Annotated in this window: 17 protein-coding genes; 9 read left to right on the forward strand and 8 right to left on the reverse strand. The window is 60.4% G+C overall.

Going from position 1 to position 15138, the window contains the following annotated elements; translation table 11 throughout:
- The first annotated feature begins 128 nt into the window (after positions 1–128).
- On the forward strand, positions 129–1109 hold the full coding sequence (mbfA, locus tag BLX89_RS10410; RefSeq protein ID WP_075290793.1) for an iron exporter MbfA: 981 nt from the start codon (positions 129–131) through the stop codon (positions 1107–1109).
- A 53-nt stretch (positions 1110–1162) separates the two neighbouring features.
- Here the strand turns inward: mbfA and BLX89_RS10415 are convergent, their stop codons facing one another.
- Positions 1163–1783, reverse strand: coding sequence for a transglutaminase-like cysteine peptidase (locus tag BLX89_RS10415; protein WP_075290795.1), 621 nt, complete (start codon positions 1781–1783; stop codon positions 1163–1165).
- A gap of 308 nt (positions 1784–2091) precedes the next feature.
- On the reverse strand, positions 2092–2892 hold the full coding sequence (locus tag BLX89_RS10420) for an alpha/beta hydrolase (protein WP_075290797.1): 801 nt from the start codon (positions 2890–2892) through the stop codon (positions 2092–2094).
- Positions 2893–3104: 212 nt separating this feature from the next.
- Between BLX89_RS10420 and infC the strand changes: the two genes are divergently transcribed.
- The 6 genes from infC to pheT all read left to right on the forward strand — a co-directional run bounded on the left by infC (position 3105) and on the right by pheT (position 9028).
- Complete coding sequence (gene infC, locus BLX89_RS10425) at positions 3105–3641, forward strand: translation initiation factor IF-3 (RefSeq protein WP_075290799.1); 537 nt, start codon at positions 3105–3107, stop codon at positions 3639–3641.
- A gap of 225 nt (positions 3642–3866) precedes the next feature.
- Positions 3867–4070, forward strand: a complete 204-nt coding sequence (rpmI, locus tag BLX89_RS10430) for a 50S ribosomal protein L35 (RefSeq protein ID WP_029620731.1) — start codon at positions 3867–3869, stop codon at positions 4068–4070.
- Positions 4071–4107: 37 nt separating this feature from the next.
- Positions 4108–4512, forward strand: coding sequence for a 50S ribosomal protein L20 (gene rplT, locus BLX89_RS10435; protein ID WP_075290801.1), 405 nt, complete (start codon positions 4108–4110; stop codon positions 4510–4512).
- A gap of 127 nt (positions 4513–4639) precedes the next feature.
- The gene (locus BLX89_RS10440; RefSeq protein WP_075290813.1) at positions 4640–5434 is read left to right on the forward strand and encodes a BUD32 family EKC/KEOPS complex subunit; all 795 of its coding nucleotides are present in this window, start codon (positions 4640–4642) and stop codon (positions 5432–5434) included.
- Positions 5435–5477: 43 nt separating this feature from the next.
- Complete coding sequence (pheS, locus tag BLX89_RS10445) at positions 5478–6563, forward strand: phenylalanine--tRNA ligase subunit alpha (protein ID WP_075290815.1); 1086 nt, start codon at positions 5478–5480, stop codon at positions 6561–6563.
- Between the two features lie 38 nt (positions 6564–6601).
- Positions 6602–9028, forward strand: a complete 2427-nt coding sequence (pheT, locus tag BLX89_RS10450) for a phenylalanine--tRNA ligase subunit beta (RefSeq protein WP_075290817.1) — start codon at positions 6602–6604, stop codon at positions 9026–9028.
- Positions 9029–9240: 212 nt separating this feature from the next.
- On the opposite strand, the gene BLX89_RS10455 is transcribed toward pheT, so the two are convergent.
- Complete coding sequence (locus tag BLX89_RS10455; RefSeq protein WP_075290819.1) at positions 9241–10107, reverse strand: DUF2865 domain-containing protein; 867 nt, start codon at positions 10105–10107, stop codon at positions 9241–9243.
- Between the two features lie 149 nt (positions 10108–10256).
- On the reverse strand, positions 10257–10871 hold the full coding sequence (locus tag BLX89_RS10460) for an MOSC domain-containing protein (RefSeq protein WP_075290821.1): 615 nt from the start codon (positions 10869–10871) through the stop codon (positions 10257–10259).
- 58 nt (positions 10872–10929) lie between these two features.
- On the opposite strand from BLX89_RS10460, the gene recR reads away from it, so the two are divergent.
- Together recR and BLX89_RS10470 are read left to right on the forward strand one after the other, a co-directional pair.
- A complete protein-coding gene (gene recR, locus BLX89_RS10465; protein WP_075290823.1) occupies positions 10930–11535 on the forward strand; it encodes a recombination mediator RecR in 606 nt (201 codons plus the stop codon).
- A gap of 167 nt (positions 11536–11702) precedes the next feature.
- On the forward strand, positions 11703–12971 hold the full coding sequence (locus tag BLX89_RS10470) for a lytic murein transglycosylase (protein ID WP_075290825.1): 1269 nt from the start codon (positions 11703–11705) through the stop codon (positions 12969–12971).
- A 16-nt stretch (positions 12972–12987) separates the two neighbouring features.
- Here the strand turns inward: BLX89_RS10470 and BLX89_RS10475 are convergent, their stop codons facing one another.
- The 4 genes from BLX89_RS10475 to yghU all read right to left on the reverse strand — a co-directional run bounded on the left by BLX89_RS10475 (position 12988) and on the right by yghU (position 14981).
- Positions 12988–13203: a hypothetical protein gene (locus BLX89_RS10475; RefSeq protein ID WP_075290827.1), complete on the reverse strand. Its 216-nt coding sequence runs from the start codon at positions 13201–13203 to the stop codon at positions 12988–12990.
- 86 nt (positions 13204–13289) lie between these two features.
- Positions 13290–13478, reverse strand: coding sequence for a hypothetical protein (locus tag BLX89_RS10480; protein WP_075290829.1), 189 nt, complete (start codon positions 13476–13478; stop codon positions 13290–13292).
- A 208-nt stretch (positions 13479–13686) separates the two neighbouring features.
- Positions 13687–14064 (reverse strand): hypothetical protein, encoded by a 378-nt coding sequence (locus tag BLX89_RS10485; RefSeq protein ID WP_075290831.1) that lies wholly within the window; start codon positions 14062–14064, stop codon positions 13687–13689.
- An 11-nt stretch (positions 14065–14075) separates the two neighbouring features.
- Positions 14076–14981 carry a glutathione-dependent disulfide-bond oxidoreductase gene (gene yghU / locus BLX89_RS10490; RefSeq protein ID WP_075290833.1) on the reverse strand — a complete coding sequence of 302 codons (906 nt, stop codon included), beginning with the start codon at positions 14979–14981 and terminating at the stop codon, positions 14076–14078.
- Positions 14982–15138: the final 157 nt, after the last annotated feature.

The raw sequence follows: 15138 nt of genomic DNA on the forward strand, positions 1-15138 counted from the left end.
TTTTCCTTTATTTAGGAAGCCTGGAGGCCATCTGTCGAGTCCAGGGGGCAAGCATCAGTCCGTTCCTTCCAGCTTGACGCGCGTGCTCTAAGTGTCTAGTTTAGAATTATTCTAAAGTAGGTTTCATCATGTTTCTGTCCCGCCTGTTTTCCCGTCGCCCCCTGTCGGCCCTGACCGAACAGGAAGTGCTTGCCCTTGCCATCGCCAGCGAGGAAGACGATGGCCGGATTTATCTCGCCTATGCCGATGCCTTGAGACCAAACTATCCCAATTCCGCTGCCGTTTTCGACGAGATGGCGCAGGAGGAGGATGTTCACCGCCAGAGGCTGATCGACCTGCATATTCGCCGCTTCGGCACGCGCATTCCCCTGATCCGCCGCGAGCATGTGCGCGGTTTTCCGGATCGCAAGCCGGACTGGCTGGTGGCCTCCATGCCGATCGAGCAGGCCCGGCGGCAGGCCGAGGCGATGGAGGAGACAGCGCAGCGCTTTTACGAGCAGGCGGCGGCCATCACCACGGATGCGGAAACCCGAAAGCTTCTGGGTGACCTCGCCATGGCCGAGCGTTCGCATCAGTCGCTGGCGCAGCGGCTGGTCGAGCAGCACGCAACGGGCGATGCGGCTGATGAAGAAAAGCAGATGGAGAAGCGCCAGTTCCTTCTGACATACGTACAGCCGGGTCTTGCCGGCCTGATGGATGGCTCGGTCTCGACACTGGCTCCGATCTTTGCTGCAGCCTTCGCCACGCAGGATACCTGGCAGACCTTCCTTGTCGGCCTCTCCGCATCGGTGGGTGCCGGCATCTCCATGGGCTTCACGGAGGCCGCCCATGACGATGGCAAGCTTTCCGGTCGTGGCTCGCCTGTCAAGCGTGGGCTTGCCTCAGGCATCATGACGGCGCTTGGTGGTCTCGGCCACGCGCTGCCTTATCTGATCCCAAGCTTCTGGACGGCGACGGTGATTGCAACAATCGTCGTCTTCTTCGAGCTGTGGGCGATCGCGTTCATCCAGAACCGATACATGGAAACGCCGTTCTTCCGTGCGGTCTTCCAGGTGGTGCTTGGCGGCGGGCTGGTGCTGGCGGCGGGTATCCTGATCGGCAATGCCTGATCCAACAGAAAAGGCGCCACGATGGGCGCCTTTTTCGAGACTGTTTGTGCCGATCAGTTGCCGACAGAGCCGACCAGAACTTCCGCGCCATTTTCGATGGTCACCCAGCGGCCGCTATTGAAGGAAGCCTGTCGCTTCAGGAAGCGATAGGGGGTCTTGGTCCAGATCTTCGCTTCATCGTCCAGATTGTCGAGAATGAAGTCGCCCTGGGCTGTGCGCACGGTCAGAACAGCATGACCTTCGCCATCCGGCTTGCGCACGACGGTCATGAGCAGATCGGAAGCGGCAAAACCCTTCTCCATCAGGCGCTCGCGCTTCAAGAGCGCTATGTCTTCGCAGTCCCCGGCGGTGTCCGGATAGGTCCAGAGCTCTTCCTCGCCGTAGAGGTCCTCATCGGTAACAGGGGTGATCTCATGGTTCACCGACTGGTTGATGTCGTTGATCACCTTCCAGCCGAACTCGGTCACGCGCGGAGCCGGCGCGGAGGTCGACTTTATATCGCATTCGGATTTGTGACTGCGGCAGAATTCGTAATGCCCGATCGGCTGCGACGTAACGGCGCCGGTCTGCATGAAGAGCGATGTGGCGTTCGGGGCCGGAATGGCCGCACCTGCCGATGCAACGACAACGGCTATCGCCGCAATCATTGCCTTAACCCCAGTCAACTGCGCCATGCACATCCCCTGTGGCGCGGTTATCCGGTTCATTCCGGACGCCCCGCAAAGTTTGGAATTCTTGGCGGCGTCACGAACTGTTCCCCTCGTGCGCTGCTCTAATCGTTAAAAAAGAGTTAACAACGTAGGTCGGGTTTCGTCAATCTGCAGAATTAGGGATCAATCCCTATGGTTAACGGGCCGAAAGCCGGCTTTCAGAGGCTTGACAAGGCTGAGTATGTAGCAACGTGAGTCGCGCTGCTTCGAAACGGCACAGCAATACCGTCCCTTCTTGCGGAAGGCTGATGTACGGCACAAGTAACTTGCTGTCAGTTCGCCAGGATGCCGTCGATTGCGGCGATCATGCGGGCAATATCCTCCGGTCGTGAAAGCCGGTGGTCGCCGTCCCGGATCAGTGTGAGCACCACGTCGTCGGCGGGCAGATGCTCGACCAGCTTCAGTGCGTAAGCGTAAGGCACGTCCGGATCTTCCATGCCCTGCAGAATATGGATCGGGCAGCCGGTCTCGATAATGCCTTTCAGCACGCTATTTTTCCGGCCGTCTTCGATCAGCAGCGCTGTGTAGATGTTTGGCTCCGGTCCATAAGGCGTCGGCTCCTCGAAATATCCGCGTTCGGCAAGGGATGTCTTCTCCGTTTCCGTGAGGTTCGGCTCGATCAGTTCGGCGGTGAAGTCCGGGGCCGGCGCGATCAGGACAAGGCCGGCGATGCGTTTTCCTTCGCCGCGCTTGCGCAGTTCCTCGATCACCCTGAGCGCGATCCACCCGCCCATGGACGAGCCGATCAGGATCATCGGCCTTTTCACGATATGGTCGATGACCGCAAGGCTCTCGTCCAGCCAACGGGAGATGCTGCCGTCGCGAAAGGCGCCGCCGGACGCGCCGTGGCCGGAATAATCGAAGCGCACGCAGGCGGCCCCGATTTCAGCGGCATGTTTTTCCAGCTCAACGGCTTTCGTGCCGCTCATATCCGAGCGGTACCCCCCGAGCCAGACGAGCGTCGGCAGTCCGGGTTTGGTCGCGGGCATGAGCTTCATGGCGATCCGGCGCGATTCGGCCCCGGTTCCGACGTCGAGATAGGTCGGTTCGGTGTTTTCCTGCGGGTTCATCATCGAATTTCCCTCAATGCGACGTGCGAATGCTGTTTTTCCTTCTAAAACAGATTTTTCAGGCGCATGACAGGTGGTGATTTTCAGATTGAGCTGTGCTAAAGACTCCGCCTCAGCAATTCATGCCGGCATTTGCAGCAGTTGAGCGGCCCTTGGCCGGGATTGCGCAATGCCCCATATAAGACGCATCGTAACAACTCGAGGAGAGTACGACCATTCGCAGACCCTTCAAAACGGATGCCCCGGTTAAGGACGGCCCCCGCTCAAACAAGGAAATCCGGGTTCCCCGGGTTCAGCTGATCGATGCCGAAGGCGGCAACCAGGGCATCGTGCCCACGGACCAGGCGCTCCGCATGGCGGAAGAAGCCGGTCTCGATCTGGTGGAGATCTCGCCAAACGCCGAACCGCCGGTGTGCAAGATCCTCGACCTCGGCAAGCTGAAATATGCGACCCAGAAGAAAGCCGCCGAAGCCCGCAAGAAGCAGAAGGTCATCGAGATCAAGGAGATCAAGATGCGCCCCAACATCGACACGCATGACTATGACGTGAAGATGAAGGCGATGAACCGCTTCTTCGAAGATGGCGACAAGGTCAAGGTGACGCTCAAGTTCCGCGGCCGCGAAATGGCCCACCAGGAACTGGGCATGAAGCTGCTGCTTCAGGTGAAGGAAGACACGACCAGCATCGCCAAGGTCGAGGCCGAGCCGAAGCTGGAAGGCCGCCAGATGATGATGGTGCTGGCGCCGAAGTGATCGAGCGAAAGCTTGGGTGAGGAAAGCCGCCTTCCGGGCGGCTTTTTCGATGAAACGGCTTGGTTTCCGGAAATCCGGGATGTTGCGGCGAATCCCGTTGCACTTTTCCGGCACTTCGGTTACAAGCCCCCGTCCGAACGGTCCGGCAGGGCATGCCGTGGCCGTTCTTTACGCTGGAGACGACCATCGTCAGTCGATCTCATATCAAGAACATGGAGTAGCAAAATGCCCAAGATGAAGACGAAGTCCTCTGCCAAGAAGCGGTTCAAGATCACCGCCACCGGCAAGGTCGTAGCGGCTGCCGCAGGCAAGCGCCACGGCATGATCAAGCGGTCCAACAAGTTCATTCGCGACGCCCGTGGCACCATGGTGCTGGCCGAGCCCGATGGCAAGAAGGTCATCAAGAACTACCTGCCGAACGGTCTCTAAGACATCTGGCACTTTTGGATTTTAAGGAGATCATGACATGGCACGTGTAAAACGCGGCGTAACCGCTCACGCCAAGCACAAGAAGACACTCAAGGCAGCCAAGGGTTTCTACGGCCGCCGCAAGAACACCATCCGCGCTGCAAAGGCTGCGGTTGACCGTTCCAAGCAGTTCGCTTACCGCGACCGCAAGGTCAACAAGCGCAACTTCCGCGCTCTGTGGATCCAGCGTATCAACGCCGCCGTCCGCGAATTCGGCCTGACCTACGGCCGCTTCATCGACGGTCTGAACAAGGCCGGCATCGAAGTCGACCGCAAGGTTCTGTCCGACATGGCTATCCATGAGCCGGCAGCCTTCGGCGCGCTCGTCGAAGCTTCCAAGAAGGCGCTCGCCTATCTCAAGGACGCCGGCACGGCAAACGAGTTTGAAAGCGCGGTCAAGTAAACCAGCGCTTCCCAGACTTGCATTATTAGTATTGGGAAACCCGCGCTGGCAGGGCTGGCGCGGGTTTTCTTATGGCCCGAACGGTCCATGTGCGCAACGTCTTGAACAGGAAAGCGAAGGGCGGCAGATGCTCCCCGAACTGAAGGACGAGGATATCGCGATCATGCTGGCAGCCCTTGCCGGCGGGACCGGCCGTGTCCAGCGGGTCTCGCTTTCTGATCGCGATGTCTGGATCAAGCGCTACAATCGCCTCGGGCTGCGGGTCGGGCAGCGTTGTCTCTGGGTCTTCTCAAGGCTGCTCAGGCAGCCGGTTCTTCGTCCGGCTCCCCTTCTTGATGCCAAAGGCCTGATCGATCGCGAAGTGAGACAGATCGAGCGTTTTTCGGCAGCGGGTTTCCTGGCGCCGACTGTTTTCTACAGTGGCCGCACAGCCATCGTCCTGTCTCATCTCGGCCAGCCGGTGGAACGGCGGATGAAGGAAGTCGCAAAGGCCGATCCGGCCATCCATGACAAGCTTCTGGTGCGTTGCGGGCTGGAACTCGGCCGCCTGCATGCGGCCGGCCTTTGCCATGGCCGCCCGCATCCCCGCGACTTCATTATTGAAGATAGCCGTATCGGGTTCCTCGATTTCGAAGAGGAGCCTGCTGCCGTCATGCCGCTCGCAACCGCGCAGGCGCGCGATATATGGCTGTTTTTCCTGCAGGTCGCAAGCCGTTGCCTGAAACCGGAAACGCCGGCCGCGACGCTTGCCGCATGGCGCAGCAACCGCCCGGCGGAAGCAGAAGCGGCCCTGACCGAAATCATACCTTTCTTCGCGAGGCTTCTTCCGCTCGCCCGGTTTGCGACACGCCTGCGCGCCGGCAAGGATGTCATGCGATTTATATCCGCAACGGACTTTCTACAGTCGGCTACGCGCCGATGACACAAACCTACCCGATTATTCCCGCACCTGAAGGCAGGACAGAATGAGCGAACTCGATACATTGCAAAACACCCTTCTGGCCGAGATCGCCGGCGCCGCCGATGAAGCGGCCATCGAGGCCGTGCGCGTCTCCGCGCTGGGCAAGAAGGGCTCGGTCTCCGAACTCCTGAAGACGCTCGGCACCATGACGCCCGAAGAGCGCCAGACCCGCGGCGTCGCCATCAACGCGCTGAAGACCGTCGTCAGCGACGCTATCGCCGCCCGCAAGTCGGAGTTGAAGGATCAGGCCATCAATGCCCGCCTCGCCCGGGAAACCGTCGATATCTCGCTGCCGGTCCGCTCCTCGCCTGCCGAGCGCGGCCGCATCCATCCGATCAGCCAGATCATCGACGAGATCACCGCCATCTTCGCCGACATGGGTTTCTCGATCGCCGAAGGCCCGGATATCGAGACCGATTATTACAACTTCACGGCGCTCAACTTCCCCGAAGGTCACCCGGCCCGCGAGATGCACGACACCTTCTTCTTCAATCCGGATGAGAAGGGCGAGCGCAAAGTGCTGCGCACCCATACCTCGCCGGTCCAGGTGCGCACCATGGAAGCCCAGAAGCCCCCGATCCGCATCATCATCCCCGGCAAGACCTACCGGCAGGACAGTGACGCCACCCACTCGCCGATGTTCCATCAGGTGGAAGGCCTCGTTGTCGACACCAAGTCCAACGTCGCCAACATGCGCTGGATTTTGGAAGAGTTCTGCAAGGCGTTCTTCGAGGTGGACAATGTGACGATGCGCTTCCGCCCGTCCTTCTTCCCCTTCACGGAGCCGTCCTTCGAGGTCGACATCCAGTGCGACCGCTCCTCCGGCCCGATCGTCAAGTTCGGCGAAGGCACCGACTGGATGGAAATCCTCGGCTGCGGCATGGTGCATCCCAACGTCTTGCGCGCCGGCGGTCTCGATCCCGATGTCTACCAGGGCTTTGCCTGGGGCATGGGCCTCGACCGCATCGCCATGCTGAAATACGGCATGCCGGACCTGCGCAACTTCTTCGACGCCGATGTGCGCTGGATGAGCCATTACGGCTTCCGCCCGCTCGACATGCCGACATTGTTCGGCGGTTTGAGCGCCTGATCGCCCGGCCCATACATTTTTAGGAAACGAGCAAGACAATGAAGTTCACTCTCTCCTGGCTGAAAGACCATCTGGAAACGGATGCCACCCTCGAACAGATCTGCGAACGCCTGACGGCGATTGGGCTGGAGGTTGAGGATGTCGATGACAAAGCAGCCTTCAAGCCTTTCGTCATCGCCAAGGTCATCTCGGCGGAAAAACATCCGCAGGCCGACAAGCTGAAGGTGCTGATGGTCGATACCGGTTTGGGTAGCCCCGTACAGGTCGTCTGCGGTGCACCGAATGCGCGCGCCGGCCTCGTTGGCGCCTTTGCCGCTCCGGGCGCCTATGTGCCCGGTATCGACGTCACGCTCTCGGTCGGCACGATCCGCGGCGTCGAAAGCCGCGGCATGATGTGCTCAGAGCGCGAGTTGCAGATGTCCGACAATCACGACGGCATCATCGATTTGCCCGAAGACGCCCCCGTCGGCCAGAGCTTCGCTTCCTATGCCGGCCTCGACGATCCGCTGATCGAGATCAACCTGACGCCGAACCGCCCGGATTGCACCTCGATCCGCGGCATCGCCCGCGATCTCGCCGCTTCCGGCCTCGGGACGTTGAAGGCCGCTCCGGCAAACACCTTCCCCGTCGAAGGCGAAACACCGGTGAAGGTAAAACTCGATCTCGGCGCCGACACTTATCTTTGCCCCGGCTTTGCGCTCCGCCTCGTGCGCGGCGTCAAGAACGGCCCGAGCCCGAAGTGGATGCAGCAGCGCCTGCTCGCCATCGGCCTTCGCCCGATCAACGCATTGGTCGATGTCACCAACTACATGACCTTCGACCAGGGCCGTCCGCTGCACGTCTTCGACGCCGCCAAGGTCAAGGGCAACCTCATCGTCCGCCGGGCTGTTGAAGGCGAAAAGGTGCTGGCGCTCGATACCCGCGAATATACTCTTTCGCCGGCTAACGTCGTTATCGCCGATGAGAACGGCGTCGAGTCGATCGGCGGCATCATGGGCGGCGAGCATTCCGGCTGCGACGAGAACACGACCGACGTCTTGATCGAATCGGCCCTCTGGGACCCGATGAACATCGCCAAGTCCGGCCGAGCCTTAGGCATCATCACCGATGCCCGTTACCGCTTCGAGCGCGGCGTCGATCCGGAATACATGGTTCCGGGCTTGGATGCGGCAACCCAGCTGGTCGTCGATATCTGCGGCGGCACGGCGGCCACGGCGGATGTCGTCGGCTATGCCGGCTACACGCCGAAGGTCGTCGATTTCCCGGTCTCCGAGGTCAAGCGCCTGACGGGTCTGGAGGTCAGTTCCGAAGAGAGCGTCTCCATCCTCTCCAAGCTCGGCTTTACCGTTCAGGGCTCGGGCGAGCGCGTCTCGGTATCTGTTCCCTCCTGGCGGCCGGATGTCGATGGCAAGGCCGATCTGGTCGAGGAAGTCATGCGCATTCACGGCGTCGATTTCATCAAGCCGGAACCGATCGAAAGGCACACCTCGGTCAATGGCCGCATCCTGACGACGCTGCAGATTCGCACCCGCCTTGCCAAACGCGCGCTTGCTGCCCGCGGCATGCTGGAAGCCGTCACATGGTCGTTCATCTCAAAGGCCCATGCCGAGCTTTTCGGCGGCGGTGCTGCGACCCTTTCGCTGGCAAACCCGATCGCCGCCGATATGTCGGACATGCGCCCGTCGCTCTTGCCGGGCCTCTTGACGGCCGCCCAGCGCAATGCCGACAAGGGCTTTGGCGATGTCGCAATCTTCGAAGTTTCGGGCACCTATGAAAACGATACGCCTGCCGGCCAGCGCCGCGTTGCCGGCGGCATCCGCCGCGGCACGGCCTCGCTTGCCGGCGCCGGCCGCCTTTGGTCGAATGCGCTGAAGGGCGGCGGCAAGCCGGTCGATGTCTTCGATGCCAAGGCCGATGCGATCGCAGTTCTGGAAGCCTGCGGCGTGCCGATGGGCAATGTCCAGTTCGAGGCCGGCGGCCCGTCCTGGTATCACCCCGGCCGCTCCGGCACGATCAAGCTCGGTCCGAAGATCGTTCTTGGATATTTCGGCGAATTCCACCCGAAGACGCTGGAAGCGCTCGATGTTTCCGGCGCGCTCGCCGGCTTCGAAATCTATATCGATGCCATGCCCGACCCGAAAAAGAAGGCGACCCGCACCAAGCCGGCGCTGGAGCTTTCGCCCTTCCAGGCCGTCAAGCGCGACTTCGCCTTTGTGGTCGATCGCACGGTGGAAGCCGGCACGATCCTGAAGGCGGCCTCGAGCGCCGATCGCAAGCTCGTCAGCGGCGTTACCGTCTTCGACATCTTCGAAGGCGCTTCGCTCGGCGAAGGCAAGAAGTCTGTCGCGATCGAAGTGGTCATCCAGCCGGCCGAACGCACGCTGACGGACGAGGATTTCGAGGCGCTGACGGCCAAGATCGTCGCCAACGTCACGAAGTCGACCGGCGGCACGCTGCGCGCCTGATTCAGCGATGAAGAAAGTCCTCGGCTTTTGGCCGGGGACGCCGTGCCAATGAGGCAAGAGAGACCTGCTTTCCGTCATGCTCGGGTCAAGGCTGAGGGATGACGACGGCGTGTGGGCGGCGCGCAATCGGCATCTTTGGCAAGCACCAGCAGCGTATATGAAGTGCTCAGTGAGAGTGGTTTCTTGCTGTGATCACGGGTGAGGTTTTACTCTTACGGCAGATATGCCGAACCGACGACCCTGATTTTCTTCGGGAGATCGAGCGACAGACTGCGTGTGCCACGCAGCGGCGTGTCGTCCCAGAGCGCCAGTTGGTGACTCACCGTGACTTCAGTATCGATCCCGGCAGTGGCCCCAACCTCTCGGTCATCATCGGCGTTGGGTCGTGAGTCCGCGCCGGCCATCGCCTGCTTGCCCGCCAGCGCCGCCTTGTAGAAACGGGCCATATCACAGGTTTTCGGCTCGGTCGCCGTGCGATAGGCGCCGGCATTCGGCAGATCGGCATAGGCAGTACCCGTCGTCAGAGAAATCATCTCGTCCGCATCACGGTCGGCGCCGATACGGTACACATCCATCGCCGGATCGTCGCAGATGAAACGGCATTGGGCCGCCAGCGCCGGCACGTCGCCTTCGGTGGAAAAGCCCGAGTTGGGCGTTGGGAAATAATATCCGTCGGAAAGGCGCACGCAGCGCGTCTCGATGCGGGCAGGAGTTTTCGGCTGTTGCGCGGCAATCCGCCCGTTGCTGCGGTCGGTCTTGCGCGCCGCAACCGCCTTGTCCGGCTGGCACGTCGGCGCGGAACCCTGCAGGCTCGCCAGTTTTCCGCTTGCCGCCGATATCCGCCCGGCAATCTCGCGGCAGGCAAAAGTGCCACCGGCCGTGCAGCCGTGCTTCTGTTCAAAGCTGCGATTTGCAGCGATCTGCCGCTGCAGGCGGGCGATCTCTTTCGCATGCGGATTTGCGCTGCCGCAGAGAGCCGCGTGCGCTTCAGCCAAGGGCGTCATCGCGACGATAAGTGCAAGAAACAGGAATGCCGCCGCGAAAGCAAAACGTTCGATGGACAGGGAAAGACGGATCATCAGCGGCCTGCTCCCAAGGCAAAACTTTGCCTGTTGTCTGGAACCGGGACGCTTCATGGCCCGGTGAGGAGCCTTAAATACGGCGAGTTTAGGTCTTTCCCAAGCAAGACCTTAAGGAATGGTTAAGCCGGTCGGTTAAGACATAAGCCTCAGGCCGAGGTGAGCATCGCTCTCAGTTTCTGATTGATCGGCGCTGCCAGATACCGCGCGCGATCTTCATCGGACAGGTTCTTGCCGAAGGTTTTCAGAAGTTCCGGCATGGTCACCGGCGCTCCGGAATAGGCGTGGTAGGAAACGGCATCGCCGGCCTGCAACGCCCCGTCGCGCAGCACGCGACAATAGAAGCCGGGCCGCCCGGCCTTGAGGAAATGCTGGGCGAAGGCAGGATCGTCCATGCGCCGTGTCAACGTCGCGCAGGGGATGCGCGCTGATGTTACCTCCAACGTCACCGTTTCCGTTTCGAAGCGATCACCCACGGCGATCCTGCGGCTGTCGATGCCCTCGATCACGAGATTTTCGCCAAAGGTGCCGGGCTCGATCCTTCGTCCAAGTTCCTTGGACCACCAGTCAAGATCGATGGAGCCCATGCTATAGACCGCCTGATCCGGTCCGCCATGGTGCTTGCGGTTGCAGATGGCGTCGCCGATCAGCCCCTCTGTGTCGACCATCACGCCGGCTTCGACCGGGTGCTTGAAGATGCCGGTCTTGTAGCTATTCTCCGGCATTCGTTCGGCCTGACCGGTGCAGACGGCGATGATTTTCATAGGCAAGTGACCTTCCATGGCGATTCCGTTCCACGAGGATATGGGGTAGAACCGGCCAATGGCAAAGCGAGTCACTGGTCCCGAAATCGAAAAACTCATCCAGCTCCTGGCAAAGGTGCCGGGACTTGGTCCCCGCTCCGCCCGCCGTGCGGCGCTGCATCTGGTCAAGAAGAAAGAACAGTTGCTCGGTCCTCTGGCCGATGCCATGGGGGAAGCACACCGCAAGGTCTGTACATGCTCGACCTGCGGCAACGTCGATACCCAGGACCCCTGTAGCGTCTGCACCGACGAGCGCCGCGACAATTCGGTCATCATCGTGGTGGAAGACGTTTCCGATCTCTGGGCGCTCGAGCGGGCAGGGGCCATGAACACGGCTTACCATGTTCTCGGCGGCACGCTCTCGCCACTCGATGGTGTCGGTCCGGAAGACCTGAACATTCGCGGCCTCGTGGATCGTATCGCCAAGGGCGGCGTGCGCGAGCTGATCATCGCCGTCAATGCGACGGTCGAGGGCACGACGACCGCCCATTACATCACCGACCAGCTCGAGGGGTTCGATATCAAGATCAGCCGCCTCGCCCACGGCGTCCCTGTCGGCGGCGAGCTGGATTATCTGGACGAAGGCACGCTGACAGCGGCGCTGCGGGCGAGGACGAGTATATGAAATTTTTGTGCCACCTGTTGAGCTCGTTGCGAAACACCCCGCTCTGTCACTTCGTGACATCTCCCCCTCAAGGGGGGAGATCACTCTTCTACCTCGTCTATAAAATTCCGCGTCTCTTGAAGGAGCGACCGGTTCGGCATACTCCCATCTCCCCCCTTGAGGGGGAGATGTCGGCAAAGCCGACAGAGGGGGGTACTTTCCGGCCGATTCGAAATTTATTCCTTGCTACCATCTTTGCACTTGCCCCGCTCCCGGTGCTTGCTGCCTCGAAAGCCGCCACCGAAGCGCAGTTTCGTCAATGGTTGCAGCAGGATCTCTGGCCTGAAGCGCAGAAGGCCGGCATTTCCGCCTCCGCCTTCAAATCTGCCTTTGCCGATATAAAGCTCAATTGGGACTTGCCCGATCTCGTTCCCCCCGGCACGAAACCCCAGGGCGAGCAGAAACAGAGCCAGGCGGAGTTTTCCTCACCGGGCGCCTATTTCTCCGAGCAGCGCCTGCAGGGTCTCGCCGCGACCGGTCGCAGCCTGTCCAAGACTCATGCCGCCACGCTTCGTCGCATCGAAAAGACTTACGGCGTTCCGGGCGGCATCGTGCTGGCCATCTGGGGGCGAGAATCCGGCTATGGTCGTGCGAAGATCCCGCATCCGGTCATGGAAGTTCTGTCTACCAAGGCCTTCATGTCGACAAGGCCGGAGCTTTTCCGCAAGGAACTGATCGCCGCGCTTCATATTCTTGAAAGCGGCGACGTGCGCGAATCCGATATGCGCGGTTCGTGGGCTGGCGCCATGGGTCAGCCGCAGTTCCTGCCGTCAAGCTTCTTGCAATATGCCGTGGATTTCGATGGTGACGGGCGCCGCGATATCTGGAACTCTGTGCCGGATGTGCTGGGCTCCATCGCCCATTATCTTTCCGAAAAGGGCTGGCAGCGCGGTCGCGACTGGGGCTTTGAAGTCTCGATCCCTGACGCCGTCTCCTGCGCGCAGGAAGGTCCCGATCTCGCCAAGCCGATCTCGGCTTGGGCGAGGGATGGCATCACCCGCATCTCCGGCAAAGCCTTTCCCTCAAGCGAGGCATCGGCCAGCGGCATGATGCTGGTCCCTGCCGGCCGGTACGGTCCGGAGTTTGTCGTCACGCCGAATTTCTACGTGATCAAGGAATACAACAATTCCGATCTCTATGCCCTGTTCATCGGCAATCTCGCCGATCGCATCTCCTCCGGCGGGGGCGCGTTTCGCGGCAGCTGGGGCGATGTCGGCAAGATGCTGCGCTCGGATGTTCTGAAAATGCAGAAGAGCCTGCAGGCAAAGGGTTATGACGTCGGCAAGGCCGATGGTCTCGCCGGCTACAAGACCCGCCGCTCCCTGGGCGATTGGCAGGCTAAAAACGGGCTTGCGGCAACCTGTTTCCCGGATGCCTCGCTGAAAGGCAAGCTGTAGGTTCCGCCGGTCGCGATCAGACCTGTTCCAGCCCCGTAACCTTCTGCATTGCCTGCAGAATTGCCGGCTTGGTGGTCTGGCCTGTCTTGTAGAGACCAAGCATGACCGTCGCCACATCCCGGCCGTCGGGGCTATCGATCTGCACGTTGGTTTTTTTGCACCAGTCCTCAAGTGCACCGTATACGATCGCGATCTCGCCTTGCGTCAATGCCATGTCGGAAAGAAAAGACATATGCGTCATCCCCCATCGAAACTATCGACTGAGTTTAGTGCTGCCGCAGGCGGCCGCAATTCTCAGATTTAGGGGGTCTGGAACGGCTAATCGATCCGCGCCGAAGAGGCTTCGACAAGCGATGTCGCAATCGCCATGGCAAGCTGTTTGCCGCGAATGCGAATGATTTTTGGATCGAGATCGCGCGCGGAAAGCACGAGGTCCATGCCTTCCCGCATCACGATCTGCTGTGCCCTGTGAACTGCCCAACTCTCGACTTCATCGCGCTTGTGCATTGCGCCTTGCCCCCGGCTAAATCATCTAGCGTGTCGTTCGGCTCGTCTATCCGACCTGAACGCGGTCACCTGGGGCGAATCACTGAGCGTATTCATAGGATGCGGTATTTTCGTCTTTTCTGTACTACTATTTCTAGGGAGTAATTATTGGGCGACGAAACATCGTTTCGGTCAGTTTGCGACAGGCGTGGCCTGTTTTACTCGACCGTTAGACTTCGAAAACATCGTCGAAGGATTCCGGAAAGTTCTGGCGCGCCACCCGTTCGTCGATGACCAGCATCGCTTCATAGGACAGCGGATCGAAGTCCTTCTCGGCAGCGATCACTTCCCGTCCGAAGAGCAGGTTGAGACGCGCTGCATCGAGGTTGCCGCGCTCGAACGGTTCCGTGCCGAAATGATGCCAGAGTGCATGCAGGAAGGCAGCATCGATCCGATGTTCCTTCGTTCCCGGCCGCGCCTTGCGCGGCAGGGCCTTGATCGGGGTTACACCCTTCGGATTGGCGCGTCGGATTGTGAACTGGATGCCCGTGCCCGGCATTCCACCCGGGAATCCGCGGTGTTTGGTCATGTCGGGCAGGTTTGCCATCCGGTTTCTCCTTAAGCCTTGGTAAGCTTGTCCTGCGTCTTCGTATCGAAGTCGGAGGCATCGTGGCGTTCGTGCAACTGCTCTGCCGGATCGCCGAACAGCCGGTTGACCATGCGGCCGCGCTTCACGGCAGGGCGGGCTGCAATTTCGGCCGTCCAGCGCTGAACGTTCTTGTAGGTTTCCACCTCCAGAAACGTTCCGGCGTCGCCATAGGCCTGGCCGAGCGCGATGTTGCCATACCAGGGCCAGATCGCCATATCGGCGATGGTGTAGTCCGAGCCCGCCATGAACTGATGATCGGCAAGGTGGCGGTCGAGCACGTCGAACTGGCGCTTCGCTTCCATGGCGTAACGGTCGATCGCATATTTGATCTTGATCGGCGCATAGGCGTAGAAGTGACCGAAACCGCCGCCGACGAACGGTGCCGAACCCATCTGCCAGAACAGCCAGTTGAAGGTTTCCGTGCGCGTGCGAAGATCGGTCGGCAGGAAGGCGCCGAACTTTTCCGCCAGATAGAGCAGGATCGAGGCCGATTCGAAGACGCGCACCGGTTCGCCGCCGCCCTTCGGCCCATGATCCATCAAGGCCGGGATCTTGGAGTTCGGATTGATATCGACGAAACCCGAGCCGAATTGGTCGCCATCGCCGATACGGATCGGCCAGGCATCGTACTCAGCATCGGAATGGCCGGCAGCCAGCAGCTCTTCCAGCATGATCGTGACCTTGACGCCGTTTGGCGTCGCCAGCGAATAAAGCTGCAGCGGATGCTTCCCGACCGGCAATTCCTTATCCTGGGTCGGGCCGGCGATCGGGCGGTTGATATTGGCAAAGGCGCCACCATTGCCCGCGTCCCAGGTCCAGACCTTGGGAGGCTCATAGCCGGCGGGAAAATTATCGGCAGGGGATTTTTCGGTCATGAAAATCGGTCCTTGTTATTGAGCGATGCACGAAAGCGCATCAGGCATATGGGAAGCGGATGAGCGATTGTCTCTAGTCCCGCCCGTCGATTTCAGAACTATTTTTCGCCGTAGTGTCAGGAGGTTTTTTAAGAAAATTCGTCGCCCTTGCAAGCCT

This window comes from Pararhizobium arenae (assembly GCF_001931685.1).
Lineage (GTDB): Bacteria > Pseudomonadota > Alphaproteobacteria > Rhizobiales > Rhizobiaceae > Pararhizobium > Pararhizobium arenae.